At 64.8% G+C, this 26,895-nt stretch carries 22 protein-coding genes; 19 read left to right on the forward strand and 3 right to left on the reverse strand.

Annotation, left to right across the window (positions count from 1 at the left end; genetic code table 11):
* Positions 1–260: 260 nt before the first annotated feature.
* From GYH29_RS06755 to GYH29_RS06795, 9 genes are all read left to right on the forward strand, one after another.
* On the forward strand, positions 261–1,571 hold the full coding sequence (locus GYH29_RS06755) for a lysine N(6)-hydroxylase/L-ornithine N(5)-oxygenase family protein (protein ID WP_118266821.1): 1,311 nt from the start codon (positions 261–263) through the stop codon (positions 1,569–1,571).
* The gene (locus GYH29_RS06760) at positions 1,568–2,620 is read left to right on the forward strand and encodes an NAD(P)/FAD-dependent oxidoreductase (RefSeq protein ID WP_161523405.1); all 1,053 of its coding nucleotides are present in this window, start codon (positions 1,568–1,570) and stop codon (positions 2,618–2,620) included. The genes GYH29_RS06755 and GYH29_RS06760 overlap by 4 nt, the downstream gene beginning before the upstream one ends.
* Before the next feature lie 6 nt (positions 2,621–2,626).
* Positions 2,627–4,645 (forward strand): class I tRNA ligase family protein, encoded by a 2,019-nt coding sequence (locus tag GYH29_RS06765; RefSeq protein WP_043591691.1) that lies wholly within the window; start codon positions 2,627–2,629, stop codon positions 4,643–4,645.
* The gene (locus GYH29_RS06770) at positions 4,642–6,264 is read left to right on the forward strand and encodes an AMP-binding protein (protein ID WP_118266829.1); all 1,623 of its coding nucleotides are present in this window, start codon (positions 4,642–4,644) and stop codon (positions 6,262–6,264) included. The genes GYH29_RS06765 and GYH29_RS06770 overlap by 4 nt, the downstream gene beginning before the upstream one ends.
* 36 nt (positions 6,265–6,300) lie before the next feature.
* Positions 6,301–6,906, forward strand: coding sequence for a GNAT family N-acetyltransferase (locus GYH29_RS06775; protein WP_019102101.1), 606 nt, complete (start codon positions 6,301–6,303; stop codon positions 6,904–6,906).
* A 20-nt stretch (positions 6,907–6,926) separates the two neighbouring features.
* Complete coding sequence (locus GYH29_RS06780) at positions 6,927–7,670, forward strand: alpha/beta hydrolase (RefSeq protein ID WP_019102102.1); 744 nt, start codon at positions 6,927–6,929, stop codon at positions 7,668–7,670.
* A 132-nt stretch (positions 7,671–7,802) separates the two neighbouring features.
* Entirely contained in the window at positions 7,803–8,774 is a 972-nt protein-coding gene (locus tag GYH29_RS06785) for a cupin-like domain-containing protein (protein ID WP_019102103.1), read from the forward strand.
* A 47-nt stretch (positions 8,775–8,821) separates the two neighbouring features.
* Complete coding sequence (locus GYH29_RS06790) at positions 8,822–10,039, forward strand: ATP-grasp domain-containing protein (RefSeq protein ID WP_043591690.1); 1,218 nt, start codon at positions 8,822–8,824, stop codon at positions 10,037–10,039.
* A gap of 38 nt (positions 10,040–10,077) precedes the next feature.
* The gene (locus GYH29_RS06795) at positions 10,078–11,295 is read left to right on the forward strand and encodes an MFS transporter (RefSeq protein WP_081576330.1); all 1,218 of its coding nucleotides are present in this window, start codon (positions 10,078–10,080) and stop codon (positions 11,293–11,295) included.
* Between the two features lie 174 nt (positions 11,296–11,469).
* On the opposite strand, the gene GYH29_RS06800 is transcribed toward GYH29_RS06795, so the two are convergent.
* Positions 11,470–11,895: a BLUF domain-containing protein gene (locus GYH29_RS06800; protein ID WP_019102106.1), complete on the reverse strand. Its 426-nt coding sequence runs from the start codon at positions 11,893–11,895 to the stop codon at positions 11,470–11,472.
* A 94-nt stretch (positions 11,896–11,989) separates the two neighbouring features.
* A complete protein-coding gene (gene folE, locus GYH29_RS06805) occupies positions 11,990–12,685 on the reverse strand; it encodes a GTP cyclohydrolase I (protein ID WP_019102107.1) in 696 nt (231 codons plus the stop codon).
* A gap of 495 nt (positions 12,686–13,180) precedes the next feature.
* Here folE and GYH29_RS06810 point away from each other — a divergent pair, with 495 nt between their 5' ends.
* Positions 13,181–15,094 carry a thiamine pyrophosphate-binding protein gene (locus GYH29_RS06810; protein WP_043591688.1) on the forward strand — a complete coding sequence of 638 codons (1,914 nt, stop codon included), beginning with the start codon at positions 13,181–13,183 and terminating at the stop codon, positions 15,092–15,094.
* Positions 15,095–15,125: 31 nt separating this feature from the next.
* Positions 15,126–16,721 carry a flavin monoamine oxidase family protein gene (locus tag GYH29_RS06815; RefSeq protein ID WP_043591685.1) on the forward strand — a complete coding sequence of 532 codons (1,596 nt, stop codon included), beginning with the start codon at positions 15,126–15,128 and terminating at the stop codon, positions 16,719–16,721.
* A gap of 73 nt (positions 16,722–16,794) precedes the next feature.
* Here the strand turns inward: GYH29_RS06815 and GYH29_RS06820 are convergent, their stop codons facing one another.
* A complete protein-coding gene (locus tag GYH29_RS06820; protein ID WP_161523406.1) occupies positions 16,795–17,940 on the reverse strand; it encodes a GDSL-type esterase/lipase family protein in 1,146 nt (381 codons plus the stop codon).
* A gap of 635 nt (positions 17,941–18,575) precedes the next feature.
* Between GYH29_RS06820 and GYH29_RS06825 the strand changes: the two genes are divergently transcribed.
* The 8 genes from GYH29_RS06825 to GYH29_RS06860 all read left to right on the forward strand — a co-directional run bounded on the left by GYH29_RS06825 (position 18,576) and on the right by GYH29_RS06860 (position 26,889).
* Positions 18,576–19,025 carry an Os1348 family NHLP clan protein gene (locus tag GYH29_RS06825; RefSeq protein ID WP_019102112.1) on the forward strand — a complete coding sequence of 150 codons (450 nt, stop codon included), beginning with the start codon at positions 18,576–18,578 and terminating at the stop codon, positions 19,023–19,025.
* Between the two features lie 90 nt (positions 19,026–19,115).
* Positions 19,116–20,111: a radical SAM protein gene (locus GYH29_RS06830; RefSeq protein WP_161523407.1), complete on the forward strand. Its 996-nt coding sequence runs from the start codon at positions 19,116–19,118 to the stop codon at positions 20,109–20,111.
* 27 nt (positions 20,112–20,138) lie between these two features.
* A complete protein-coding gene (locus tag GYH29_RS06835; RefSeq protein WP_161523408.1) occupies positions 20,139–21,650 on the forward strand; it encodes a radical SAM/SPASM domain-containing protein in 1,512 nt (503 codons plus the stop codon).
* Positions 21,647–22,546, forward strand: a complete 900-nt coding sequence (locus GYH29_RS06840) for a hypothetical protein (protein ID WP_043591682.1) — start codon at positions 21,647–21,649, stop codon at positions 22,544–22,546. The genes GYH29_RS06835 and GYH29_RS06840 overlap by 4 nt, the downstream gene beginning before the upstream one ends.
* A gap of 29 nt (positions 22,547–22,575) precedes the next feature.
* A complete protein-coding gene (locus GYH29_RS06845; protein WP_161523409.1) occupies positions 22,576–23,394 on the forward strand; it encodes a hypothetical protein in 819 nt (272 codons plus the stop codon).
* Positions 23,378–24,529, forward strand: coding sequence for an aKG-HExxH-type peptide beta-hydroxylase (locus tag GYH29_RS06850; RefSeq protein WP_161523410.1), 1,152 nt, complete (start codon positions 23,378–23,380; stop codon positions 24,527–24,529). The genes GYH29_RS06845 and GYH29_RS06850 overlap by 17 nt, the downstream gene beginning before the upstream one ends.
* On the forward strand, positions 24,526–25,761 hold the full coding sequence (locus tag GYH29_RS06855) for an aKG-HExxH-type peptide beta-hydroxylase (protein WP_161523411.1): 1,236 nt from the start codon (positions 24,526–24,528) through the stop codon (positions 25,759–25,761). Before GYH29_RS06850 ends, GYH29_RS06855 begins: the two co-directional genes overlap by 4 nt.
* A gap of 9 nt (positions 25,762–25,770) precedes the next feature.
* Positions 25,771–26,889: a 2OG-Fe(II) oxygenase family protein gene (locus GYH29_RS06860; RefSeq protein WP_019101624.1), complete on the forward strand. Its 1,119-nt coding sequence runs from the start codon at positions 25,771–25,773 to the stop codon at positions 26,887–26,889.
* Positions 26,890–26,895: the final 6 nt, after the last annotated feature.

Here is a 26,895-nt window from a genome sequence, read left to right on the forward strand (position 1 = left end):
CATGGAGTTTGGCGAGCGTGGAGACGAAACGACGTTTGGGGTTTTTCTACAACGGGATACGGCCTGGTCTTTAGTACTGGCTTGGACGAAACAGTGGATGTTCATGTCGGAGCGGGCGGCGCTGCGCCCCGGCAATGCTTTGGCGGTTTGATGATTGTTGTTGATTGCGAATGAGAGTGCCGGTTGGGTTTTCCGCCGCTGCGACGCGCAGTTCATCGCGGCTCCTTTTGTCTTGCATACACTTCGAGTGCCAATACATCATGAAATATCACTGCATCGGCATTGGCAGCGGGCCGTCCAATCTGAGCGTGGCTTCGCTCTTGCATGGCCAGCACGACATCAAGAGCATCTTCTTCGAACAGAAACCGGCGTTCACCTGGCACGACGGCATGATGATTCCAGGCGCGGGGCTGCAGGTTTCCCTGTTCAAGGACCTGGTCACGCTGGCGGACCCGACCAATCGTTTCTCCTTTGTGTCCTATCTGCATCAGCACGGCAGATTGCTGCAGTTTCTCAATGCGCGTTTCGATCAGGTGTCGCGGCTGGAATTCCGCGACTATCTGAAATGGGCGGCGGAGAACAACGGCAATATCTGTTTTGGCGAACGGGTGCTGGAGGTGGATTTCGACGGGAGCGCTTTCGTGGTGCAAACCACGAAGCGACGGGTGCAGGGCGACAACGTGGTCGTCGGCGTCGGCATTGTGCCGGAGGTGCCGGACTTCGCGCGCTCCTGTCTGGACGAGGTCACGCATTTCCACATTAGCGACTTCGCCGCCAAGGCCGGCGTCGCGGCGGGCAAGCGCGTGCTGGTGATAGGCGGCGGACAGTCCGGCGCCGAGGTGGTGCTGGATTTGCTGCGCCGCGGCGGCGGTCAGGCGCCGGCCGCGCTGAGCTGGCTGTCGCGCCGGGAAAACTACTTCCCGCTAGACGACTCGCCGTTCACCAACGATCTGTATACGCCTACCCATTCCAACTACTTTTACGAGCAGGACGAAATCTTCCGCAGCGCGTTCATCAAGCGCAATCTGCTCAGCAGCGACGGCATTTCCGAGTGCACCTTGCGCAGTCTCTACCAACAGATCTATTCGCTGCGTTTCATCGAACGCGCGCCTATCGACATCAGCTTGCTGCCCTTCCGCGAGGTGCGCGCCATCGGCCGGAACGGCGAGCGCTGGTCCATCGCCGCCAGCCATTTGGGTGCCAACGCGTCAGAAACGCTGGAAGCGGACGTGGTGATCTGGGCCAGCGGATTCAAGCCGGCGCCCACGCCCTTCCTGCAGCCGCTGCGGGAGCGTCTGGAGCGGGAGGGCGAGGAAATCGCCGTCGACCGGGATTACGCGGCGCTGGGCAAACTGCCGCGCAATCGCAGCCTGTTCATTCTGAACGCCATCCGCCAGCAGCGCGGCTTGGCCGATCCCAACCTCAGCCTGACAGCGTGGCGCAGTCAGATCGTCATCAACCGCATGCTGGACGCGCCGCGCGCCGACAACGTCGATGCCGCTTTCGTGTCCTGGGCGCCGTTGGCTTCAACCTTAGCGGACGAGCGCAAGAACAAGAGGGAATGGGCATGACGACACCATGCATCGTCGTCGTCGGCGGCGGCATTCTCGGCTGCACGATAGCAGCGCGCCTGCTGGAGCGCGAGCCGAGGGCCCGGCTCACCCTGGTGGACCGCGGCTTGGTCGGCGCGGGAGCGTCGATGTATTCCGCCGGCGTCCATTTTCCGGTGGGACGCTCCGAGCGCGTGCGCCAACTGAGCGCGGCCAGCGCGGATTATTACCAGACTTTGCGCGCCCGCCATCCGCGGCTGCCCATGCATGGCTTCGACTTTTTCGTCGCGGCCGGCGCGGTTGACGCAGAGGAGGTCCGCGCCCGCTGCGCCGGCTTGCTGCCCTTGTCGGCGGAGGAAAAGTCGCGCGTCGCGCCGGATCTGCCGGCCGGCCGCGAGCTGTGGCGGATGCCGGATTGTCATGTGACGGATGTGCAGAGGCTGGCCTTATGGTACGCGCAGCGTCTGCGCCGCCGCGCCGAGGTGTTGGAGGGGATTGGGGTCGAGGCTCTGGACGAGAGCGCCGACAGCGTTCGCCTGACCCTGTCCAGCGGCCGGGAGCTGGCCGCCGACGCCGTGGTGCTGGCCCCCGGGCCGTGGGTCAACGAGGGCTGCTGGAGCGGGCTGACCGCCGGGCTAGGCGTCCGCGTCAAGAAAGTGGTGGCCCTGCATATTCAGCGGCCGGCGGAGGAGGGGGCCGCGCTGTTCTTCCCCGCCGAGGACGCTTTTCTGGCGCCGCTTCCCCATCGCGGGCACTGGCTGTTCAGCTACACCTGCCAGCAATGGGACGTGTCGCCGGAGCAGTGCCGGCAGGCCAGGGTGGAAGCCCGCGAGATCGCGGAGGCGCGCGAGACGTTGAAGGGCGTTGCGCCGGACCTGGAGTCGCTGGCGGGCTCGGGCCGGGTGTTCTGCGACGCCTACAGTCCAAGCCGGGAACCGCTGGCGCAATACCTAGGCCGCCATCGACGCATTCTGTTCGCCGGAGCGTGCAACGGCTCCGGCTATCGGCTTGCTCCCGGCGTCGCCGCGGAAGCCGTCGCCCTGCTCAATCACACTCTCACCATGGGATAGCCGATCATGCACATCATAGACTTGAACGAAGCGCAGCTGGCGCCGGCTTTCGGCATCGAGATGGCGTCCATTGCCGGCCTGGGCGACCAGGAGCGCGTGCGACTGGCTTACGGCGTTGTCGAGCCCGGCGGGGAAAGCCAGCCGCACAAGCACGACGAACTGGAAGCCTTTCTGATTTTGAGCGGCGAAGGCGTCATCGACACCGACGGCCGCTCCCAGCCGGTGCGCGCCGGCAGCCTGGTGTTGTTCAAACCGTTTGAAAAACACGTGTTGCGCAATCCCGGCGAGCAGCCGCTGCGCTTCTGCGACTTTTACTGGCGGGACGCGGCCAAACGCGACGTCGCCGCGCAAGACAACGGCGCCGCGCGTTTGAAGGGGCGTCCGGTGTTCGTGTTTTCCACGCCGCCCACGCCCAACGGCGACCTGCACCTGGGCCATCTGTCCGGCCCCTATCTGGGCGCCGACGTCTATGTGCGCTTTCTGCGCGCGAGCGGGCACGAGGCCTATCACCTCACCGGCAGCGACGATTACCAGAGCTATGTGGTGGGGCGCGCCCGCCAGGAAAACAGCAGCCCCCAGCAGGTGGCCAGCCATTATTCGGCGGAGATCAAGGCCACGCTGGACCTGATGGACATCCATCTGGATCAATACACCGTCACCACCCGCGACCCCGGCTACGCCGCCGGCCTGCGCGATTTCTTCTCGCGCCTGGTGCGGGGCGGCGCGCAGCTGCGTTCCGACGCGGCGCTGTTCGACGCCGAAACCGGCGACTATCTGTACGAGGTGGACGTTTCCGCCAAGTGTCCAAGCTGCGGCTCGCCTTGCGGCGGCAATATCTGCGAGGAGTGCGGCGAGCCGAACAACTGCGTGGACCTGGACGCGCCGCGCTCGCGGCTCTCGGACGCGGTTCCCGTCACCGGCGCCATCCGCCGCTACATGATCAATCTATCCGCCTTCAAGGACGCGGTGGAACAGCACCACCGCCTGAGCAAGGTGTCGCCGCGCTTGCAGCAATTGGCTGAGCGGGTGCTGGCGCGCAAGGACTATTGGGTGCCCATCACTCATCCGGCGCAGTGGGGCGTGCCGCCGGCGGAGGAGGTCGAGGGCAGTCAGGTGATCTGGGTGTGGCCGGAAATGGCGTACGGCTTCCTGTACGGCATTGCGGAACTGGGCGGCCGGCTGGGCAAGCCCTGGCAAGCGGACCGGCCGCAGCCGGATTGGAAGATCGTCCACTTCTTCGGCTACGACAACAGCTATTACCACTCCATCCTCTATCCGGCCTTGTACCGGATGGCCTTTCCGGACTGGCAATGCGACATCGACTACAACGAGAACGAGTTCTATCTGCTTGAGGGCCTGAAGTTCTCCACCAGCCGCCGGCACGCGGTATGGGGCAAGGATATCCTGAGCCCCGACAGCGTGGACGCGGTGCGTTATTACCTGGCGCGCACGCGCGGCGAGCAGGAGCGGACCAATTTCACGCTGGACGACTTCCATGCATGCGTGGAGCGGACGCTCTTGGGCCAGTGGCAGGCCTGGTTGGCCGGCCTGGGCGAGCGCTTGCGGCAGGATTTCCAGCAGCGTGCGCCCGACGCCGGCAACTGGACCGCCTTGCACACCGCCTATTTCGATGCGCTAAGCAACCGGCTGGCCAGCCTGAGCACCCATTACGGCGCCGATGGTTTTACGCTCAACCGCGTGGTGGAAGATCTGGACGGGCTGGTGGCCGGCGCGCTGCGCTTCGCCAAATCGAACGAGCGCATCCGTCTGAATCCGGCGCTGCGCGACGAGTACCGGACCACGATCGCGCTGGAGCTGGCCACGGCCCGCCTGCTGGCTCAGGCCGCCGGCCCGTTGATGCCGCGCTTCGCCCAGCGCTTGGGCCGCGCCTTGGGCATGGAGCGCGTCGACGTCTGGCCGGAAAGCGTGGAGCTGTCGCCGCCGGGCACGTCTTTGAACTTGGCGGAGCAGCGTTTCTTCACGCCGCTGCGCCGGGCGGACGCGGCGGAGGAAGGGCGGTCATGAGCGAGATGATGTCTCAAGCGCCGCGCGGCCAAGACGTTGATCTGGTCAACGCCGTCGCGCTGCGCGGATGCGATGACGAGCAACATGTCATCCGGTTTCGGCAAGACGGCGCCGTGCGCGCCTGGACGCTGGCGGAACTGGACCGCAAGGCGGCGCGCGTGGCCCGGCGCTTGCAAGCGCTGGGCTTGCGCCCGCGCGACCGGGTGGGCGTTTTGTCCCGCAACCGGATCGAATTCGTGCTGCTGGATCTGGCCGTCCTGAAACTGGGGGCGGTGACCGCGGGCTTCGAGGCCGGGCGTTTCGAGCCGGCGCGCATCGTGGACCTCTACGACTTGAAAGCCTTGTTCGCCGAGGGCGTGGACCGCTCGGGCGCGGTTTTCGACATCGCCGAGGTTTATGCCTGGGCCGAATGCGCCGAGGCGGACGCGACGGAGCGGCCCTTGCATGCCGGCTATGACCCGGCCGACGTGCTGGCGATCAAATTCACCTCGGGTAGCACCGGCGCGCCCAAGGGCCTGGAAGCCACTGTCGCCAGCGTCAACAGTTCCATCAATGAAGTGCAGGCGATGTTCGCGCATGGGGACGGCGACAATCTGCTGGTGTTCCTGCGGCTGGCCCTGCTGCAGCAGCGCTACTGGATTTATTCGGCGCTGGCGTTTGGACACGACATCACGCTTTCGGATCTGGATCAGGCGCTGGACATGGCCAAGGCTTGCCAGCCCACCGTTGTCATGGGGGTGCCTGGCTTTTACGAAGCCTTGCGCGCCAGCCTATTGCAGCGGCACGGGGACGGCGACCCGGCCGCCCGCGGCGCGCAGATACAGGCCGCGCTCGGCGGTCGCGTCCGTTATCTGTGGACCGGTTCCGCCCCGGCCAGCCGGACCGTGCTTGAATTCTTCAACCATGCCGGCGTGCCGTTGTACGAGGGATACGGCAGCAACGAGGCCTGCATCGTCGCCAAGAATCACCCCGGCGCCTTCCGCCTGGGCAGCGTGGGCAAGGTATTGCCGAACAAATCCATCCGTTTCGACAAGGACGGCGTCTTGATCGTGGCCAGCCGTCATCCGGTCAACTGTCGCTATACCTGGTGCGATCCCGGCGTCAGCGAAAAAAGCTTTCTGCCCAGCGCCGAGGTCAAGACTTGGGACTTGGGCCATGTGGACGAGGATGGTTTCCTGTACATCCACGGCCGCGTGGACGACATCTTGACCATGGCCAGCGGCCGCAACGTGCTGGCGAGGCCGATGGAGGAGGGCTTGCGCCGCCATCCGGACGTGCACGAATGCGTGCTGTACGGCACCGGCAAGCCTTTCATCACGGCCATCCTGTCTCCGGCGCTGGCCGGGGCGGACGCCGAGGCCTTGCGCCGGCATATCCGGGCGCTGAACGAGGAAGCGTTTCCGGAGGCGCGCATCCTGGCGGCGCTCATCGTCGACGAGCCGTTTTCCATCGAAAACGGCCTGCTGACTTCTCAATTCAAGCCCAAACGCAAAATGATTCATCAGCGTTACGCGGCGCAGCTGGACGAAATCTATGCGCGCCACGCGCGGACGCCGGAAGCGTTTTCGGCGGACGCGGCGTATGTGCGGGATTGCCGGGCGCCGCAGCCTTCTTTCTGACTTGTGGCCCGCTTAAACCTATGCAAGGAGCGATAAATGACTTGGCGTAATTTGAAGGACCTCACCCTGGAAAACGAACGCGTGCGTTTGCGCCGGATTCAGATCGGCGATTACGCGGCGTTTGAGCGCATCGTGTTCGAGCCCGCCATCTGGGAGTATTTCGTCGCCCGCATTCAGACGCCGGACGATCTGGGCCGTTTCGTCGAGCAGGCGATACAGGACACCCTCAACGGCAGCCGCATCGTGTTCGCCATCATCGACCGCCGGACGGACCGCATCGTCGGCAGCACCGCTTACGGCAATCTCGCCGAGGGAGAGCGCCGCCTGGAAATAGGCTGGTCCTGGCTGTGCCGGGACGCGCGGCGCACCGGCATCAACCGCGCGGTCAAGTTCGAACTGCTCAAGCACGCTTTCGAAACGCTGGAGTGCGAGCGCGTGGAGTTCAAAACCGACGTGTTGAACGCCGGCGCGCGCGCGGGCCTGGCCGGCATCGGCGCGACGGAGGAAGGCGTGCTGCGCAGCTTCAACTTCATGCCCGGCGGCCGCCGTCGCGATGTGATCTATTACAGCGTGCTGCGCCAGGAGTGGGAGCGGGTCCGCGCGGAACGTTTCCCAGAGCTGGCAGCCGCGGCAAGCCGTTGAGCGGCCGGGCAGGCAAGAATATGGACGCCCCCGACATTTCCGCGAGCCCGCCGATGAAAACGGAAGACTTCGTCTTTAGCGCCGGCGAGCACTGGCTGGCCGCCACCCGCGTGCAGCCGGACGCCGGCGCGGCAAGCAGCATCCTCACCCTGCACGGGCTGGGCAAGACCGCGAACCGGCACACCATACGCTATGTGCTGGACCACCTGGCCGGGCACGGCCTGGCTTCGGTGTGCTTCGAATTCTCCGGCAACGGCGACAGCAGCGGGGCGATGGAAGAGGCCTGCCTGCGGCGTCGTTACGAGGAAACGCTGGCCGCCGCCGAACATCTGGACAAGCGCGAGCCGCTGACCCTGATCGGCACCAGCATGGGCGGCCATCTCGCCGCCTGGGTCGCGCCGGTGCTGAAGCCCGCCTGCCTGGTGCTGTTCTGCCCGGCAAGCTATCCGGCCGACGCCGCCGAATCCCGGTTCGACGGCGGCCTGGCCCGGCCCGGTCCCTATCCTGACTCCCCAGCCTATGCGGGCATAAGTGAATTCAGCGGCGATTTGCTGATCATAGGCGCCGACAAGGACGCGGTGGTGCCCGCCGAGACGCTGGACGGCTATCTGGCCGCGGCCAAGAACGCCCACAGCAAGCATATTGTCTGGCTGAACGACTGCGAACATTTCATCCATCGCTGGCTGCCGCATCAGGACGCTTTGCGGCCGCAAGTGCTGACGACGATAAGGGACACCATTCTGCGGGCGCACGCTCGCCAATAAGACCCACTAACAAAACCCCTGATCCCGCGTTGCGCCTCCTTGTCGTACGACTTGTACTGCCCGCGTCGGCGCGCCTTGGCTCAGGCTCTCTGCGAGGTTTTGTTAGCGGCTCTAAGTCTATTGGAGGAATCCATGCAAAACGCTCCCGTTCTGATCGAAGCGAATATCTTGAAGCGGCGCGATGTCGCCAGCTTGCAGCTCGTTGAAAACGCGTTCTCCGACGGCCCCGTCGCCGAGGCCCTGCGCCGGGCGCCGGACATTGAGCGCCGCAGGGGTTTGAGCAAGGAGACTTTCGACCGCGAATACCGTCATCGGCAGCGGCCGGTGATCCTGGAAGGCTACGCCGCTGACTGGCCGGCGGTGCGCCATTGGAGTTTCGAACATCTGGCCCGGCGCTGCGGCGCAACGCCGGTGGTGGTCAACAGCTATAGCAGCCAGCGTTCCGTCCAGGCCAGCTTCTCCGAATTCGTCGACATGCTGATGAACAACGAGGGGCCGGGGGCGACGCCCATCTATCTGCAGGAATGGTATTACCAGGCCTCCTGCCCCGAACTGGCCGAGGACATGCCGGAACTGGACATCGCCCAGTACGATTTCCGCCGCGACCTGTACGGCGAAGTGATCTCCACCAATCACCAGCTCTGGCTGGGCCAGCGAGGCGGCGTCACCCGGCTGCATCAGGACTCCTACACCATAGACGTCATGCATGTGCAGCTGGTGGGGGAAAAGCACTGGACCGTCATGGGGCCGCAGGCGATGTTGCGGGAAACGGAGACGGGGGACGCCGATCTGCAAGCGCTGGCCGACGATCCCGCCGCCCAGTTGATGCAATGCACGCTGACGCCCGGCGACGTGCTCTATCTGCCGGCGCTGTGGTTCCACCGCATCAAATTACTGAGCAATTCCATCGGCCTGGGTCGGAAGTGCCTGGACCAGGCCAATCTGCAAACCCATATCCGGCAACGGATGGCGGAACTGTTGGCGCTCGCCCTCAATCCGGAAGAGGTCAAGCTCACTCATCCCGAACTGTTCAACGTGGTGATGATGCGCAACCGGGTCTGGGCCAAGCGCATGGGCATCGATTTGTCGAAACTGCGTCCATGATCCGGCTTTCGCCCCGCAGCTTGGGACACCTCATCAGGAGAGAATAAATGAAGCAAGCGCATGTATTGGTTGTAGGGGGATTGAACCACACGCTGGATAGGCTGGAGCAGCTGGGCGCCCGCTATTCGATGATGCAGATCCCGGAGCGGGTCAATGAGCGGCAGTACAGCGCGGCCGCCCGCTACGCGGTGATGGATTACGAAGACATGGAGGAGGTGCTGCTGCTGGCGCGCGCCTGGCACGCCAAGGATCCGTTCGACGCGGTGGTGTCCTTCACCGAATACGGCCTGCATCCGGCGTCGCAATGCGCGATCGAGCTCGGCGTCGCCGGCGACAATCTGGAAGCGGTGCTGAACACGCGCGACAAGATCAAGATGCGCGAGCTGCTGGGCCGCCACGGCCTGAGCCCGGTGCGATACCAGGTATGTCAAAGCCTGGACGACGCGAGAAGTTTTTTCCGCTCGCTCAACGGCGAGGCGATGGTGCTGAAGCCGTTTGCCGGCGGCCTGAGCGAGGGCGTGTTCTTCGTGGATGAGGACGCGCATCTGGAGGAGCGCTGGAACGGCTCCCGCGCGGTGATGGACGGGCCGGTCCTGGCCGAGGAGTTTTTGCACGGCCCGGAGTACAGCGTGGAGTCGCTGTCCATCAACGGCCTGCATCAGATCGCGATGATTACCGAGAAGGAGGTCACGGCGCTGCCGCGCTTCATCGAGCTGGGCCACCAGGTGCCGGCGCGGCTGGACGAGGCGCAGCAGGCGGCGGTCAAGGCGCTGGTCAGCCGTTTCCTGGACGTCATCGGTCAGAAAACCGGGCCCGCGCACACCGAGATCCGCCTGACGCCGTCCGGGCCCAGAATCATAGAGTCGCAAACCCGGATAGGCGGCGATCAAATCTGGGAAATGTGCGAGATGGTCAGCGGCGTCAATCTTACCGGCGAGACCATGGCGGCGCTTACCGATCTGCCGCGGCCAGAGCGCAAGCCCGCGGCCAAGGCCGCCGCCATCCGCTTCTTCTCCTACGAGAACGCCCGCATTCTGAGCGTGAGCGGCATTGAGCAGGCGAAAAGCGCCCAGGGCGTAGTCCGGGTGGAGTGCCAGCTGCACGCGGGCCTACGCTGCGAGACGCTTAAATCGTCCAATTCCCGCCAGGGCTATGTGCTGTGCGTGGGCGACACGATAGAGCAAGCCGTCGCCAACGCGGAGGCCGCGCGCGACGCGGTGCGGGTGGAATGGGAGCCGCTGAGCGCGGAGCAGGGCGGACTTTGAACCGTTTCTTGGATCAACTCGAATAAAGACAGGCAAGCATGAACTCGCATCCGGTCCGGCGCAGCGTGTTGTACATCACCGCGCACTACATCATGACTTATCTCGGCTACTACGGCCTGGTTTCCACCCTGGTGGTCACGCTCAACAAGGCCGGGTTCCGCGCGGAACAGATCGCCATGCTGGTCATTCTGTTCACCTTGACGACCAAGGCGGCGAAGATACCGCTGGCGCCGTGGCTGGACCGGATGGCCGCGACGAAGTCCGTCTTGATAGGCTGCGTCATGGCCGCGGCCGGTTTCATGCTGCTGTATTCGGCCAAGGACGTGTATTTGACCGCCTGTGCGCTGGCCTTGTCCGGCACCGGTATTTCCATCAACGCGCTGGCGAGCAAGCAGTTGGCCGCGGCGACCAGCGATATGATGGAGAACCGCGCCAAGCTGTTCTCCATCACCTATATCGGCATCAATATCGCCGCGGCGGCGGCGGCGCCGCTGGCCCTGTACTTGGCGGCCAAGGGGCAGTACCAGCTAGTGCTGATCGGTATCGCCGTCTCCTATTGCGTGGCCGGCGCGGTGACCTTCCTGAACTTCGGCAAGCTGGGCATGAAGCGCCCCGGTGGGGGCGCGCCGTCGTTTCTAGCCTATTGGAAGTTGCTCTACGTGCCCGGCATTCCTCCCTTTCTGCTGATCAATTTCTTTTGCTGGTTGCTGTACGGCCAGCTGTTCAACGTGCTCGCGCTCTATGTCTCGGAAACGCTGGCCCAGCCGGGCAAGCTTGGCTGGCTGTACACCATGAACGCCTTGCTGGTGATCGCGTTGCAGCTCTTGGTCACCCATCTGGCCCACCGCTGGAGCGGTGGCAAGTCGCTGGGCATTGTCCGTTCCTCCTACGCCACCTTCGGGCTGGCCTTCATCATGCCCTTCATTCTCCCGGGCTATATCGGCGCGCTGGCTTTCGTGCTGGTGTTCACCTTCGCCGAGATGATGTTCGCGCCCAGCATGGACGTGCTGCTGCTGTCCTTGATCGGCCAGGAAAGCCGGGCGGTTGCTTACAGCGTGCTGTCCATCAGCACCGCGCTTGGGGAGTCGCTGGGCGGGGGCATGGGCGTCGCGGTTTACCGCTGGATGGCGGACTACGGCCATGCCGGACAATTCTGGCTGGCGCTCGCCGGCTTGTCGCTGCTGTGCATCGTCGTCGCCTATGTGTTGCAGGAGTCGAGCGCCGGCTTGCGCGCGCAGGCGGCGGGCGCGGTTTAGCGAAGCGGAGCAGAGCGTAAACCGCTGCTTAGAAGCTGCTCAAAGTCTTGCGAGCTAGAGCGAGACAAAGCGAAAACGGCTGAAGAAGCGGAATGTACATGTGGTACATGAGCATTCTGAAGTCGTACTCACCGGGCGACTTTTCACGAAGCGCAGCAGACTTTGAATAGGTTCTCAGTGGCGGATCTGGGTGCTGCCAGCCTCCGCCAGCGCCTCCAGCAGCAGGGCGGTGCTGGCGCCGGGCAGGTTGAACGGGTCCAGCCGAGCCTGGGCGGAATAGCGCAACAGTAGCGAGGTGTTGAGTTTTTCCATCATCACCTCCGCCATGCTCCAGTTGGCGAAGCGGCGCTGTTCCACTTCCTGATAATCCAGCAGTGTCAGACATTGATGGCGCGGGTCGTGGCTCAGTTTCTGGTACAGCAGGTTGACCTCGGCGCGGCCGCCTTCCAGCGATTGAACAAACACGTCCTTGCTGTAGCACAGCACCCCGGTGATGCCCTGGGCGGGATTGTATTTGCGCGCGGCGATCATGATGTCGTCCACCAGATCGCTGTCTACGGATTTGTGCGCGCGGCTGCAGTAGGTCAGGCGTACCAGCATGATGTTTCCCTTGAATGCGAAGAAGCCGCGCCAGACCGGCGCGGCCTCGTTTTCATCTTAGTCGCTGTGCGCCGTCTTGCCGCCGGCGACAGCCTTATTTATGCATCAAGGACAGGAATTCGCGGCGCAGATTGGCGTCGCTGAGGAAGGAGCCGCGCATCACGCTGTTGGTCATCTTGCTGTTGCTGTCTTTCACGCCACGCCAGTGCATGCAGAAGTGGTCCGCTTCCATCACGATGGCCAGGCCGTCCGGCTGCAGTTTTTTCATCAGCAGGTCGGCAATCTGCGACACCGCTTCTTCCTGGATTTGCGGACGGGTCATCACCCAATCTATCAGCCGCGCGTATTTGGACAGGCCGATCAGATTGGAATGTTCATTGGGCATCACGCCCACCCAAACGCGGCCGATGATGGGGCACAGGTGGTGGGAGCAGGCGCTGCGCACCGTGATGGGGCCCACGATCATCAATTCGTTGAGTTTTTCCACATTGGGAAACTCGGTGCTGGCGGGCATCGCCACATAGCGGCCGCGGAAGACTTCCCTGATGAACATCTTGGCCACGCGCTTGGCGGTGTCCTGGGTGTTGTGGTCGTGTTCGGTGTCGATGACCAGGCTTTCCAGCACCGCTTTCAGTTTTTCCTGAACCTCGGCTTGCAACTGGTCCAGCTCGCCATCTTCGATATGAGCGGCGATATTGTCGTTGGCGTGAAAACGGACGCCGGCTTGCCGCAGGCGGCTGCGGATGCGCTGTGAGACCGGCAGATGGTCAACGGTATTGGTCTTGTTCATTGTGTTGGCAGTCTCGGATGCTTATTTATCATTTTGGCGCCGCCATGGCCGGCGGCTCTATCCATTGCGCATGATTCGGGACGGGGCAGGCGGTGGGCACCTCCCCGGAGGGCGGCGTGGTTGGAGCCTGACCGATGCGACAGGAACGCTCCATGTTAGCACAAGCGCTGGAGCGCATCCGCAGCCGATGCGCCTAGTAGAAACCCTTAGCCCATCAGGGCTTGACGCGGAAAGTCCTTAATTTGGCTGGTATGCAAAGTCAATGCCGGCGGCTGGCCGTACAGGATCTTGCTGTCCTTTTGGACGGGGATGAGCATAGGCGGCGAGACCTTGTCGCGGCGGCGCAAGCCTTATTTGTCGGAAGCGGGCGCGCTGTTCGTCTCAGCGCCAATCCGCATTGGTGTTTTCGACACAGAAATTATCCGGATTGCATTTCCTCCCGCCTGGATTACCACTCACATAACGACGACAACTTATGAAGAGGGGTGGGACGGTATGAATAGTCAACAACAAAGCGGCGGGCAACGCTGGGCCCGGGACTATGTGTTCGACGCATTGAGCGAGTTGGGCATCCATCGCATTTTCGGCGTGCCGGGCACCAATGAAATCCCCATCATCGACGGTACGTCCTACCCGGAAAACCAGGTGGAGTACATCGAGTGCCTGCACGAGAACATCGCCATGGGCGCGGCGATGGGGTCGGCGCGGATGACCGGCAAGCCCGGCGTAGTGGTGGTGCATGTTACCCCGGGCATCGCCCACGGCATCGGCAATCTGTTCAACGCCTGGCGTTCGCAGGCGCCGCTGGTGATTCTGTGTTGCCAGCAGCAGAACGAGCTGGTCACCCAAGAACCTTTGTTGGCCTCCAACCTGGTGGACCTGGCGCGGCAATATACCAAGTGGGCGCATGAGGTGCGCACCGAGCAGGAGCTGCCCATGGTGTTGCAGCGCGCCTTCAAGGAGGCGATGGCGCCGCCCAACGGGCCGGTGTTCGTGGCGATTCCCTGGGAGTTCACCATGAGGCGCATCGGCGATGGCGACCGCCTGCCCGGCATTACCCGCATCTCCCCGCACTTCACCGCGGACGCCGACGCCATCCGCCAAGCGGCCGCCATGCTGCGCGAGGCGGTCAACCCGCTGATCGTGGTGGGCGACGCCGCAGGTTACGCGGAGGCCTGGCCGGAACTGCAGGCGCTGGCGGAGTTGATCGGCGCGCCGGTGTCGCTGCAAACCTTTAGCAGCCTGGCCAATTTCCCCAATGGAGATTACCACTGGCAAGGCGAACTACCCGGCGGGCAAAAAGATCTGCAGAAGGTTTTCGCCGGCCATGACGTCGCCTTCTTGTGCGGTTTCAGCAACCAAGCCCAGGTCACCGTGTTCAAGTACAGCGACGGCCCCTTGATTCCGCCCTCGGTGCGCCAGGTTTACCTGAGCAACAACAGCTGGGACATCGGCAAGAACTACTACGGCGAGTGCGCGTTGTTCGGCGACATCAAGGCCACTTTGCCGCTGCTGAACCGAGAGATCGGCGATCAGCCGTCGGCCGCCGCGCGGCAACGCAATGAGCTTTTGCGGCAAAAGGCCGAAGCGCGGCGTGTGCAATGGGATGCGTATCTGTGCGAGGCGATGCGTCAGCAAGAAATCTGGGCGGTGGTGATCGCCGACGCCTTGCGCCTGGAAATCAGCGAACGCGGGCTGGAAAAGCAATTCGTCTACGTGCACGAAGCGGTGTCGGACCCGGCGCCGTTCCAATACCTGTTGCCGTTCACCGAAGAGGCCGCCGCGCCGATCAGTTACTACTGCGTGGGTGGCGGCTCCTTGGGCTGGTCCATGCCCGCCACCCTGGGCATCAAGCTGGAGGCGCAAGGGTGCCAAGGCATCGACACCCGTTTCGTGGTGGCGGCCACCGGCGACGGCTCCTCGCTGTTTTACCCGCAAACCTGGTGGACCGCTCAGCACCGCCAACTGGGCGTGCTCTACATCATCACCAACAACCACGAATACCACACCCTGCAAATGGGGCTGCAACAAGTGGAGGCGATGTACGGCGACGCGGCCGGCTACGGTTGGCATGCGCGCACCCAGGATCCGGAATACCTGCGCATTCACCGGCCCAAGCCGGACTTCGTCGCCCTGGCCAAGGCCTTTGGCGGCATGGAGGGCGAGGTGGTGGCGCATCCGGAGGCGGTGCGCGCCGCGGTGCGGCGCGGGCTGGACCACGCGCTGGCCGGCCGCGCCTATGTGCTGGATATGCAGACCGTGGGCCTGGACCAGCCGCCGCCCACGCCGCAGCAGGCCAACGCCCGCTACCGCAACCAGCCGCGGCTGGACTGCTTCCACGTTCAGGACGGGGACGCCCAGCGCAACACGGACAACGGCCAGCCGGCCAATGTGCCGGTGATTTTCTGATCCCGGCTTCACTCAGCGAGGACGAGCAAAAATGGCTAGCGAAAACATAGACATCGCCATTGTCGGCGGCGGCGTGTCCGGCGTGTACAGCGCCTGGCGGCTGCAACAGCATTATCCCCAGAGCAAGATCGCGGTGTTCGAGGCCAGCGATCACATCGGCGGCCGCTTGCTGTCGGTGCGGCCGCCGGACATTCCCGACATGGTGGCGGAACTGGGCGGCATGCGCATCCTGCCGGAGGTGCAGCCGCTGATTTACGACTTGATCCAGGAATTGAATGCGCTGCTGCCGGCGCCGGAACAGATCGAGCTCTACCGCTTCCCGGTGGACGAGCCGCAAAACATCGCCTATCTGCGCGGGGTTTACCTGCGTTTGCAAGACTTCACCACCGAGCCGGACAAAGTGCCGTACCGGCTCAACTTTCTGGATCGAGGCCAAACCGGCGGCAGCGTCATCATCGACGCCATCGAGCAAATCGTGCCCGGCATCACCAATAAATCGCTGACCGAGGAAGAGCGTCGTCTGATGGCGCAGAGCGCCAGCTTCGGCGGCGTGCCGCTGTACCAGCAGGGTTTTTGGAACGTGTTGTTCCGCGTGATCACCGGCGAAGCCTATCAATACGCCGAAGACACCGGCGGTTACGACACCACGCTGTGCAACTGGAACGCCGCCGACGCCATCCCGTGGTTTCTGTCCGACTTCGGCGTATCGGCGCAATACATGGGGTTTTGCAACGGCTTTCAGCAAGTGCCGCTGGTGTTGGCCCAGCTGTTTGAACAAGCCGGCGGCGAGGTGCGCCTGGAAGCGCCGGTCAGCGGCGTGACGCGCAGCGAGCAGGGCTTTCAGTTTCAGACGCCGGGCGGTACCGTGTCCGCCAAGACCCTGATCCTGGCGATGCCGCGCCGCGCGTTGGAACTGCTGTCCGCCACCAGCCCCTGGCTGCAGGAGTCCGCGCGCTTCCAGCAATTGACCGCCAGCGTCACCCCGCGGCCGCTGTTCAAGCTGTTCACCACCTACAACAGCCCCTGGTGGCTCAATACCGGCTACAGCAAGGCCGACGGCGAATACGTGCCGGTCAAGTCCGGCCGTTCCGTCACCGATTTGCCGGTGCGCCAGACCTATTACTGGCCGCGCAGCAACGGCCAGCCCGCTTTGCACGGCCACGCCATGTTGCTGGCCAGCTACGACGACGGCGACAACACCGGCTTTTGGGACGGCTTGCGCGGCCGCCGTCACAGCGCCTGGAAGAAGGGCCTGGAGGTGGCGGAGCTGGCCGATCCCTTCATCGGCGCGGACGACCATGTGCGCGCCAATGAACTGAGCTGGCACCGCTACAAGGCTCCGCGCATGATGACCGAAGAAGTCACCCGCCAACTGACGGTGATGCACAGCCTGTCCTACACGCCCAAAGTGCGCAACGCCGCCTTCCGCGACTGGGGCGACGATCCGTTCGGCGGCGGCTGGAACAGCTGGAACATCGGGGTGAAAAGCTGGGAAGTGAAACGGCAGATCATCCAGCCGCTGGACGGCCAGCCGCTGTATGTGTGCGGCGAGGCCTATTCCGACGCCCAAGGTTGGGTGGAGGGCGCTTTGCAGACCGCGGACATGATGTTGGCCAAGCTGGTGTGAGTGGGTAGCGAGGAGAGGATTCCACCGACCGCTCGCGAGTGTGGTCGGTCGGTGGAATGGCGTTTGCGGATCGCTATTGCGGAGCGCCCATCGCTCTGAATTCGCGGATGGTCAGCAGATTGCCATAGAACGGGGGATCCGCAATCAGGCGCAAATAGCGGGCATGCGTGGGCGGGATGGTGTGCGTGGTTTGGCCGGCGGCGTTATTGGAGGCCGTGACGACCGTGGACCAGACAATATTGTCCATGCTGGTTTGGATTCGATAAGCCTGGGTATTGTAAGGATTCTTGATGTCGGGAAAGACAGAGTAATGTCCCAGCTCGAAATAGCTCAAGCGATACGTTCCCTGCAAATCCACGTTCAGGGTTTGCGCGGTGTTATCAGTCACTGCGCGGCTCCAGCCGCCGGTCTGCACATTTCCATCCACCGCTAATTCTGGAGCGCCGCCGCCCCATGGGCTGGCGGAGGCGGCAACCGGCTTGTTCAGCGTCGCATTGACGAGTTTGGGGCCTGCCGGACACATGCCTTGCGCCTGCATGGCGGCCAACCATTTGCCGGCGATCTTGACCTTGCCGGCCACGGTAGGGTGCACTCCGTCATCCGTATCCACCTCCGGGTTAAAGCCCTCCGATTGATTCACCACGATCACCGGTGACAGCGGCGTGCTTTTTTGCGCCGCCAAACCCGGGATTAGTGTATTGAGCTGCTTGATGACAGGATCGAAGTACAGCGTGGTGCCGATCAACTGCGCCATAAAAATTTTGACCGCCGGGTTCTGGCCCCGGATCTTATCGATGAGATTGCCCAAACTCGCCAGCGTGTCTTTCGCCGGCCTGCCGCCCGCCCAGCTATCGTTGGTGCCCAAGTGCATCAGTACCACGTCCGGTTTGGCATCCGACATCCAGTGATTGATGTAAAACTGGTCGATCTGCATGGCCTGGAAGCCCCAGGCAGCGGCATGGCGGGAGGGAAAGGGCTGCAGCGCATCGGGTTGCAAGGTGCTGCCGGCGCCGACCAAGGACACGTCGCAGCCTAGCTCTCGGGTTTGTGTCCCCAGCGCCAGACGGTAGTTGTCGAGAGGAAAGCCGGCGGTAATCGAGTCGCCCAGCGTCATGACGCGGATAGGCGCGGCTTGGGCGGCGGTAGCAGCAAGGCCGAACAGTAACAGGATAGGCAATCGCTTGAATGTGCTTTGCCTGCAGAGGAGGGGGCGAAACATATTGAACTCCCTAGTCTTGAGTGGTGGATGCGTTGTTTCCCCAATTTGGCGTGATGGTCCCATCCGTTTTGCTAAGGCGTGACCCTACTTCATCGGTATGATTTTTAATATATTAATTAAGAGCCATTTCAACCAGGATCATGTCGCGCTGCGCCGACCGCCGTACGGATGCGGAGGCCCGAGTCTATGAGCAATGAAAATATGTGGCAATGCGGCGTGGTTGCTTGACGGCATCAAGTCGGTAAAGAATGAGTTTGAGGCGGGGGCGGGGTGGGATGGAAGCTCCATCAATCAAAGTCTTTTTTAGGTAATTTAACGTACAGATATATTAAAAACGCATGAATATAGTTAAAGCGCTGACGAAAACCGTCGGCGCTTTTTCATTCCAGTGATACGCAGGCAGGCTGGATGACGAGGCGGATGGGCGAGGCATTTGGGTGGGTGCGGAGATTCCCCGGGGGCGCGGCGGCCGCTTAGCGGCTCAGCGGCGAAGGCCCCTTGCCGGCGTGAAGCCGATCGGGAGCGCGAACCGCATATTGCCTCCAGTCGCAAAACGCGCCGCCGGTATCCGCTCCACCCAGACGACGGCGCAGCCAAGCACGCCTCGGTCACAGTGCTTAAGCCAGGAGGACATCATGGCCCAACCGGAAGTGAACAAACTGCTGATGCGCGCGGTGAGCGATAACGATTTCCGCGCCAAGTTCTTGTCGGACCCCATCGCCGCGGCGAAGGACGCCGGCGCTAACAGCGCGACGGTCGCCGAATTGAAAAAGATCGACGTCGCGCGTCTGCGCGCCCAGTTCGATCACCTGACCCGGGTGTCAGGCGATTTGCTGGCCGGCTCGGTGGTGGCGGCCGGGCATAGCCGCGACTGGAGCGACCGCAGCAATATCCACGACAACGACGGCCATATCCACGACAAGGCGGCCAGCGTATTTTCCCCGGGCGATCTGGTCACCAATCCGGCGGTGTCCACCACGCTGAATCCGGCGGCGGTGCGCGACGCGCTCAAGGACCCGCTGGTGCTTAAGGAAATCGAAAACAACCCCCAGATCAAGGCGGCTTTGAAGCGCGGCGTCAAATAGCCGCGCGGCGGAGCGGACCCCGGCGCGGCTGCCGCGCCGGGACGGATTTTCTGGCGGCCCGCTTGCGGGCTTCTTGGTGGGGCGACGGCGATGATCATCCGGCTGACGGCTTCCTGCAACAACAAATGTTTCTTCTGCATCGTGGACGACGAGATCGCCCAGCGCGCTTTTCGGCCGCTGGAGGAGATTGCGGCCGAGCTTGACCAGGCGGCGCCGGACGAGGAAGTGGACATCTTCGGCGGCGAGCCCACCATAGACCCGGTGTTCTGGGAGGTGCTGCGCGAAGCCTTGAAAACCGGTCGCCGCGTCAGCCTGGCTTCCAATGTACGGCTGTTCTCCCACCGCCCGTCGGCGGAGCGGCTGGCGGCCATGGCCGACGGCCGGCTGGAAGTGCGCACCAGCCTGATGGGCCACAACGCCGACCTGCACGACAAGCTCAACGGCGTGCGCGAAGGCGCGTTCCGGCAAACCCTGCAGGGCATCCGCCACCTCAGCGAGCTGGGTTTCGACATCCAGACCAATATCGTGATCCTGGCGGAAAACGTCGAACACCTGCTGGCCACCGGCGTGACCGCGGTGGAGGCCGGTTCGTCGCGGCTCAAGTTCAGCGGCACCGTGCGCACCGGCAAATTCATCGACTCCATCGCCGACCCGGCGCTGGTGCGCGAAAGGCTGCGCGCCATCGTGCCGCTGTTCCGCGCGCTGGGCGTGCCGGTGACGCTGGAGAAACTGGCGCCTTGCCTGATACCGGATTTTCTCGACCTGCTGATCCGGGATTCAGATCCGGCGGTGGACACCCATCCCTGGTACGAGAAAACCCTCGCCTGCCGCGGCTGCCGGCTGGCCGACGCCTGTCCGGGCGCCGAGCGCGGCGCGCTGATCCGCCACGGCCAGGATTGGGTGCGGCCGCTGGCCGAAATCCCGGCGGAGCTGATAGACGAGGTGCGCGTCGCCGCGCTGGAGCGTTATCAGCCGCGGCGCGACAAGCCCTTTCTGCGCGTGCTGTTCGATCATCAGGACCTGTCCTCGCTGGGCCTCATCGCCAGCTTCTCGCGCCAGCATCCGCAACTTTATCTGATCGCCTGAATCCGCCACTCGTTTGCGAGGCCCGTCATGAACCACGTAGTCACCCCGATTCGCCCGATTGAAGGGCCGGCGCCGCGCGCCGCCGCGGCCGCGCCCGCCCAGCCGGACCGGGCCGGCATGGAGGAGATTTTCGCCGACTTCCGGCTGCGCGACCGCTGGAAGCCCAATTACCGCGCCCGGGACGTGGGCGACGGCGTCTTCCTGTCCAGCGACCAGGGCAGCTGGGCGCTGCTGAGCCGGGACGAATACCGCGCGCTGCGCAGCATCGCCCTGCCCAGGGCCTTGCACGATCTGCTGGAGGAGCGCGGTCTGATCCTCACCGCGCGCAACGCCGACAGCGTGATGCGCGCCTATGAAGACTGGTCCGCCAACTACTTTCCCGGCACCGCGCTGCACATCATCGGCATGACGCGGCGCTGCAATCTGCGCTGCGCCTACTGCCACGCGGCCGTGGTGCGGGACAGCTCGGACCCGGCCCGCTACGACCTGGACGAAGCCACCGCGCGCGCCATCGTCGACTTCGCCTACCAATCGCCGTCCTCGCGCATCCATTTCGAATTCCAGGGCGGCGAAGCCACGCTCAACTTCGGCGCGGTGCGCTATCTGCACGCCTACGCCATGATCAAGAACCTGGCGCACAAGCGCGCCTTGTCCTTCTCCATCGTCAGCAACGGCGTGGAACTGCCGGACGAGGTGCTGGACTACCTGGCGGCCAGCCGCATCAACATCACCACCTCCATCGAGTTCGACGCCGCGGAGCATCCGTCGCTGCGCGTGGACTGGGACGGCCGCTGCCATTGGGACGACATCCGCCGCAACCGCGCCCGCATGCGCGAACGCGGCCTGGACGTGCCCTCGCTGATCGTGGTGGGGCGCAACAATTTGCACAAGCTGCGCGACTACGTCGACTTCGCGGTGGCGGAAGGGCAGTCCTCCATTTTCTTCTCCCCGGTGCAGAAAATGGGTTTCGCCAAAGGCAAGTGGGACAACGTGGGCATGGACATGGACGAGTTCTTCAACGCCTGGCGCGACGCGCTGGACTACATCTTTTCGCTGTGGGACCAGGGCATTCTGCTGGAAGAACGCTATTTCTCGCTGGCGCTGGAAAAGCTGTTCAACAACCGCGACGTCAAATACGTGGACTTCCGCAACCCCAGCGGCATGGTCTTGGGCAATCTGGCCTACGATCATCTGGGCAATGTCTACGGCTGCGACGAAGGCCGCGGCCACGCCGATTTCCGCATCGGCAATGTGCACACCGACAGCTACGCCGCCGCGGTCACCTCCGACAAGGCGCGCCAGCTGGTGTCCTACTCGCTGCGCGAACACGACGCCTGCCAGGTGTGCGCCTACCGGCCTTATTGCGGCGTGTCCCCCATCGTCAGCAAGGGCGAAACCCATTCGCTGGATCCGCAGCCCTTGACCAGCTCCTGCTGTCAGCGCACCCGGCACCTGTTCGACTTCGTGGTGAAGCTGATGCGAGAGCGGCCGCAGCGCGTCGACCAGGCGCTGACCATCATCCGGATGAGCACCCAATGAGCGCCGCCCGAGACCTCCTCGCCGGCGAGTTGCTGGCCGGCGGCGAAGGCGCGCGCATCGCGGTGGAGGCGCTGGCGGTGCTGGCCGGCCTCAAGCCGCTGGCGCGCTTCACCGCCGGCCGCGACAGCGCCGCGCGGCTGTGCGCGCTGCTGGACGCCTGCGGCCTGCGCCACGGTCAATACGTGCCGCCGCCGGACGACTGGGGCTATCGCCACGCCACCGCGGCGGAGCGCGCCGCCTTCAGCCGCAGCGACGTCCGCGTTTATTACGCGCTGGACGCGGACGCTTTGGAACAAGGTTTGGACGCCCAGCGGAGGCAAGACAACGTGGCCTTGGGGCGGGCGCTGGGCTACCCGGCCTGCTGCATCGCCGCCAACGAATACTTCGGCGCCGCGCCGATGACCGATCTGCTGCGCGTGGCGCGCACTCCAGGCCGGCGCGACTGGCGGCTCAATGTTTTCCTCACCGAGATGGAAGTGGGGCGCGGTTCGCCGTATTACCTGATTTCCCACTTTCCCTGCCATCTGGGCTGCCGCGCCAGCATAGCCTACGCCGCGGCGCTGCTGGACGCGTTGCGCGAAACCGTTCCGGCCTTCGCCGCGCAACTGGAGCGACTGCTGCCGCTGCCCTTGCTGCTGCGCGACGAGGAAGCGCCGCCGGAGGCGCGGCGTTACGGTAATTTCGGCGCGCAACTCTACGGCGGCGGCGTGGGCGACGCGGTGTTCTACCAGGGATGGCGGCCGCTGCGCTCCAGCGATCGCCTGCCGGAGGCCCGGCTGGACCAGGGCGATTGCATTGAATGGCAACAGGAGGACTTATGCGTGCTCAACGCGCGGGACGGGCGCGAAGTGGCGAGGCTGCCCACGGAGCGCTGGCATTTGGTGGCCTTTCAATAAGAACGGCGGCGGCCGCTTCGCCGGAGGGCTTGCGCGCCATCTTGCCGCAACTGACTCAGGCGGCGCGGGTGGACCTGGCGTTGACCCTGGCCGGCGCCAAGCCCCTGGCGCGGGTGTCCTGCGCTTACCGCGACGCGGCGCGCGTGATCGACGCGCTGCGGCGGCTGGGCTTGCACGCCCGCCGCTGGGAACGGGCGCTGCGGCCGGCGGTGGCGGATGCCGACGACTACGTGGTGTCCGCCGTGGCCAGCGACGAGGCTGCCGCGCCGGACGCGCGCGCCTTCGTCTTCGCCGCCCGCGACGGTGAATTGGCGGAACTGGCGGCGCGCTTCACCGACAACGACATTATCGCCGGCAGGCTGTTGGGTTACCCGGACTGCTGCGTGCAAGCCTATCTGGCGCATCGCGAGCATCACCACGCGCGCCTGGAGCCGGTCTTTGCCGGGGACGGCGGCGCGCTGCCCTACTGGACCAACACCATGCTGGACGTGTTCGGCTGGCATCTGCTCAGCCACTTTCCCTGCCGTGCCGACTGCGAGGCCAGCCGAGCCCAGGCGATGCGCCATTGGGAAGCGCTGTGCCGCGTCGACCCCGGCTTCGGCCTGGCCGCGGTGCGCCATCTGCGCAGCCTGGTGCTGCGTCACCCGCGCTTGGGGCTGGTCTACGGTCAGCCGATGGCGGACGGCGGCTTGCTGCTGCTGGGCGGCTCCGCCGCCTTCCGCGCGGAGCTGGGCGATGTCGAGCGGGTGAGCTATCAGGCCGGCCGGCTCAGCCGTGGCGGCCGCGCCGTGAGCGGCCTGGAAGCTTTCGACTTCACCGCGGGCAGCGACGATGTCCACCCCATTTGACGACCTCGTCGCCAGCGCCGCCTGCCCAGGCGATCCGGACGGGCTGGCGCTGTTGGAAAGCTGCGCGGCCCAGGCCTGGCGGCAAAGCCTGCGCGTTTTCCTTGAGCGCGCCGCGCCGGGCATCGCCTTGCCGGCGGGCGCGGAGCGGGTGTTGCGGGACATGGCCGAGGCGGAGCCGGACTTCGAACGGTTGTGGCACCCGTCGCTGGGCGCGCTGGTTCAGGCGGGACGCCAGCCGCGCGCCGGTTTCCTGCTGGCCTGCGCGCTGGAGATCGCCTGGCACGCGCATCAGAGCGGCGTCGCGGGAGAATGGCGCGCGCATTGGAACCCGCCGCGCACCCTTGTGCTGCCGGACCGGATCGTCGACGTCCGCGCGCTTCGCGTCGTCGCGGACGGGCGGCGGCTGAGCCTGAGCGCCGCCGACGCGGACGGCGCGCGGCTGGCTTTGAGTATTGAGTCGCGGTCCTGGGGCGGAGCGGATAGAAGCCCGACGCTTGCCGCCTATCCGGCGCGCACCCCGGACGACCGCCGACAGCCCGCTGGTGAGCCGGACGCGGCGGCCGCGCAGGCGCTGGCCGCCGGGCTGGCCTTGCTCGATCAGGGCGCGCCGGTCTACGGCCCCTGGGTGCGCCGTCTGGCGCGCCTGGTTCGGCCGCTGCGGCGAAGCGGAGGTCAGGTGTCCAGCTGGAGCAGCCTGCACTATCCGGGGCTGGTGTCGATGACGCTGTTCGCCTCGCCGTTGGATATGGCGGAAACCTTGGTTCATGAAGCTAGCCACCAGCACTTTCACTTGGCGGACCGGCTGTTTCCTCTGGTCGAGCGCGGCGTCGAAGAATGGCTGTATTCCCCGGTCAAGCGCTGCCGGCGTCCGGCCGTCATGGTGCTTTTGGCCTATCACGCCTTCGGCAACGTGGCGTTGTTTTTCGACGCCTTGCGGCGCAATGGCCGGCTGGCGGAAGCCGATTGGCGTCATCACATGGCGGATTTGCAAGACTGGCTGCCGCGGATGGCCGCCGAGCTGGAGCGGGCGCACAGCCTGAGCCCGGCCGGGCGGCGCTTCCTGTGCGCCCTGCAGCGACGATTGCAGACGTTGACGGTGCCGGAGGAGAACTTGAGCGAGGAGATTGCGCGATGACCCCTGAAATCGCACGCGCCTATTCCAACCCTTTCGAAGCCTTCGACGAAGACTGGCACGCCGGCTGGACGCGGCAACTGCGCGGCCGGCAATTGAACGTCTTTCTTGAGCATTGGCGGCCCTTGTTGCAGCGCCACGCGCCCGGCGTCGCGCCGGCTCTATCCGAGATGGCCGCCGCCATGTCAAGTGCGGACGGAGCCGACGCAGCCGAGGCCGCGCGGCTAACCGAACTGGCGGCGCACCCGTTTTGCAATCTGCAAGCGCTACGCGACGAGGAGGCCCGCCAGCCGGACCTGCTGTTGTCACGTGCGCTGCAATGCGCATTGCATTGGAGCGCGCACCGGCCCGGACGCGAATTCCACCTGCGGCTGTCCCGGTCGCTGACGCTGGGCTTCGCCGGTTACGCGTTGCCGGCCGCCGTGGCCTACCGCGTCAGCGGCGACGCGAAACGGCTGGAAATCCTGCTGGACACGGCCGCGCACACGCAACGCGGCTGCGTTTTCGAGCGCGCGGGCGAGGGCTGGCGCAGCGTGATGGGGCCGGCGCGCAAACTGCCGGCCGTCGCCTTGGGCGAAACGGGGCCGGAGATCGTGCTGAGGCCGCTGCCGCGCTGCCTGCTGAGCCCGGATCCGGACGTCGTTCCGCCCGGGCCCGGTTGCGCGGCTTCCCTGGGCCGGGCTGTGGCGCTGATCGCCCGTCATTCCCCGGCTTATCACCGTTGGATCGCCCGCTTGTTGCGCGTGGTGTCCCCGCTGCGGCTGGAGCCGGGCAAGTTCAACAGCGAAACCTATTCCATGCTCAACGGTGCGCTGTACATGACCATTCACCCGGACCCCTTGCGTTGCGCTGAAACCCTGGTTCACGAAGTCAGCCACGATTATCTGCACCAGCTCGCCGCGATGGGGCCGCTAAGCGACTCCTCGCTGGACGAAACCTTTTATTCCCCGGCGCGCGGCGAGCAAAGGCCGACGCTGGGCATCCTCAAGGCCCACCACGCCTTCGTCAACGTGCTGATCTTCTATTACCGGCTGATCATGGCCGGCGTCGCGGTGCATAGCGAGCTGGCGCGCAATGTATCGGAATTGGAAGACTGGCGCGCCCAGATGGAGGATTCGCTGGACCGGGCGCGCGCGTTGACCGCGCTGGGGCAGGCGCTATGGCGACCGCTGGCGCTGCGGGCGGACCAGTTCCGCGCGCTGGCCGGCCGCGACGCCGCGGCTCATTGCGAATAGGGGCGAACCATGTTGGAAAACGTCTTGTTCTTTGAGCAACCGTACCGCCACTTCCTCTGCTTCGACACCTTCGACGAGACGGTGGCGGCACAAGCGGGCGCGGTGCTCAGCGGCCCGCTGCCTTGGGAGGAACGGGTGGGGGATTTCTTCGTCACCTATCGGCTGGATCTGCGCCGGCTCTATATGTTGCGGCCGGACGCGCCGGCCTTCGTGCGGGACGATTTCCTGGAGGATTTGCGCGATCAGATGCAAATCCTGTTCGAGGTGCCGTTGTCGGCGGAAGACATCCAGGTGCTGGGCCACCGCATGGTGCCGGGGCAACGCATAGGCGTGCACAATGACAACCCCGGTCTGGGTTACGAAGGCTACCGCGTGGTGGTGCAATTCACCCGCGACCACAGCCCGGAAGACGGCGGCTTGCTGAATATCCACGCCGGCGACGAGCCGGAGGCCGTTTATCAGAGCATCCGTCCCTATCCCAATATGGCCTTCGGTTTTGAGATGAGCGCGCACTCCTACCACTCGGTGTCGCTGTTGACACGACGGCCGCGCGACGCGCTGATTTTCAACTTCTGGCACCAGGGCAATACCCCGGCGGTGGAGCGCAGCGTGCGGCAAACCCTGGCACCCCTGTTTCCGGACGCCGCGCTCTCCGCGTCGGACCCCGGCGAGCGCGGTTTGCACCGGGATGGAGAGGTGTCGGCGACGCCAAACTGGCCGGCGCCGCGCGCGGCGCAAGCGCTGTTGGCGGAGTGGGGCATGGGCGGCGCGGCGCAAGCGGCCGGCTTGCTGTTGGCCGCCGCCCGTTCCTGCGCGCCGGAGCCCGTTCGCGCGCCGGAGGTGAGCGCGGCCATGGCGCGGCTGGGCTTCGCGCCCGGCGCGCCGCTGCCGGCCAGCGAGGCTATTCACGCCGCAGCCCAGGTCAATGTAGGCTTGAGCACCGATCCAGACACCCTGCGCGCCGCGCTGGTGCTGGCGGTGTGGGTGGCCAGCGCGCCCAGCCGCATGTTCACGCACGAGCACTGGCGGCGCTGCGCCGCCCAAGTCCGCCCTTGGGCGCACCGTTTGCCGATGCGCGCGATGCACCTGGCCGAAACGCTGTTCCCGGAGTGGCCGCGGGAGGGCTAGGGCTAG

It is taken from the genome of Chromobacterium haemolyticum, assembly GCF_009936155.1.
Classification (GTDB): Bacteria; Pseudomonadota; Gammaproteobacteria; order Burkholderiales; family Chromobacteriaceae; genus Chromobacterium; species Chromobacterium haemolyticum.

What these genes read in the sequence shown, in the direction of transcription:
- GYH29_RS06755 (WP_118266821.1), top strand. Translation starts at nt 261, where the DNA reads ATGAAATATCACTGCATCGGCATTGGCAGCGGGCCGTCCAATCTGAGC.
- GYH29_RS06760 (WP_161523405.1), top strand. Translation starts at nt 1,568, where the DNA reads ATGACGACACCATGCATCGTCGTCGTCGGCGGCGGCATTCTCGGCTGC.
- GYH29_RS06765 (WP_043591691.1), top strand. Translation starts at nt 2,627, where the DNA reads ATGCACATCATAGACTTGAACGAAGCGCAGCTGGCGCCGGCTTTCGGC.
- GYH29_RS06770 (WP_118266829.1), top strand. Translation starts at nt 4,642, where the DNA reads ATGAGCGAGATGATGTCTCAAGCGCCGCGCGGCCAAGACGTTGATCTG.
- GYH29_RS06775 (WP_019102101.1), top strand. Translation starts at nt 6,301, where the DNA reads ATGACTTGGCGTAATTTGAAGGACCTCACCCTGGAAAACGAACGCGTG.
- GYH29_RS06780 (WP_019102102.1), top strand. Translation starts at nt 6,927, where the DNA reads ATGGACGCCCCCGACATTTCCGCGAGCCCGCCGATGAAAACGGAAGAC.
- GYH29_RS06785 (WP_019102103.1), top strand. Translation starts at nt 7,803, where the DNA reads ATGCAAAACGCTCCCGTTCTGATCGAAGCGAATATCTTGAAGCGGCGC.
- GYH29_RS06790 (WP_043591690.1), top strand. Translation starts at nt 8,822, where the DNA reads ATGAAGCAAGCGCATGTATTGGTTGTAGGGGGATTGAACCACACGCTG.
- GYH29_RS06795 (WP_081576330.1), top strand. Translation starts at nt 10,078, where the DNA reads ATGAACTCGCATCCGGTCCGGCGCAGCGTGTTGTACATCACCGCGCAC.
- GYH29_RS06800 (WP_019102106.1), bottom strand. Translation starts at nt 11,895, where the DNA reads ATGCTGGTACGCCTGACCTACTGCAGCCGCGCGCACAAATCCGTAGAC.
- folE (WP_019102107.1), bottom strand. Translation starts at nt 12,685, where the DNA reads ATGAACAAGACCAATACCGTTGACCATCTGCCGGTCTCACAGCGCATC.
- GYH29_RS06810 (WP_043591688.1), top strand. Translation starts at nt 13,181, where the DNA reads ATGAATAGTCAACAACAAAGCGGCGGGCAACGCTGGGCCCGGGACTAT.
- GYH29_RS06815 (WP_043591685.1), top strand. Translation starts at nt 15,126, where the DNA reads ATGGCTAGCGAAAACATAGACATCGCCATTGTCGGCGGCGGCGTGTCC.
- GYH29_RS06820 (WP_161523406.1), bottom strand. Translation starts at nt 17,940, where the DNA reads ATGTTTCGCCCCCTCCTCTGCAGGCAAAGCACATTCAAGCGATTGCCT.
- GYH29_RS06825 (WP_019102112.1), top strand. Translation starts at nt 18,576, where the DNA reads ATGGCCCAACCGGAAGTGAACAAACTGCTGATGCGCGCGGTGAGCGAT.
- GYH29_RS06830 (WP_161523407.1), top strand. Translation starts at nt 19,116, where the DNA reads ATGATCATCCGGCTGACGGCTTCCTGCAACAACAAATGTTTCTTCTGC.
- GYH29_RS06835 (WP_161523408.1), top strand. Translation starts at nt 20,139, where the DNA reads ATGAACCACGTAGTCACCCCGATTCGCCCGATTGAAGGGCCGGCGCCG.
- GYH29_RS06840 (WP_043591682.1), top strand. Translation starts at nt 21,647, where the DNA reads ATGAGCGCCGCCCGAGACCTCCTCGCCGGCGAGTTGCTGGCCGGCGGC.
- GYH29_RS06850 (WP_161523410.1), top strand. Translation starts at nt 23,378, where the DNA reads ATGTCCACCCCATTTGACGACCTCGTCGCCAGCGCCGCCTGCCCAGGC.
- GYH29_RS06855 (WP_161523411.1), top strand. Translation starts at nt 24,526, where the DNA reads ATGACCCCTGAAATCGCACGCGCCTATTCCAACCCTTTCGAAGCCTTC.
- GYH29_RS06860 (WP_019101624.1), top strand. Translation starts at nt 25,771, where the DNA reads ATGTTGGAAAACGTCTTGTTCTTTGAGCAACCGTACCGCCACTTCCTC.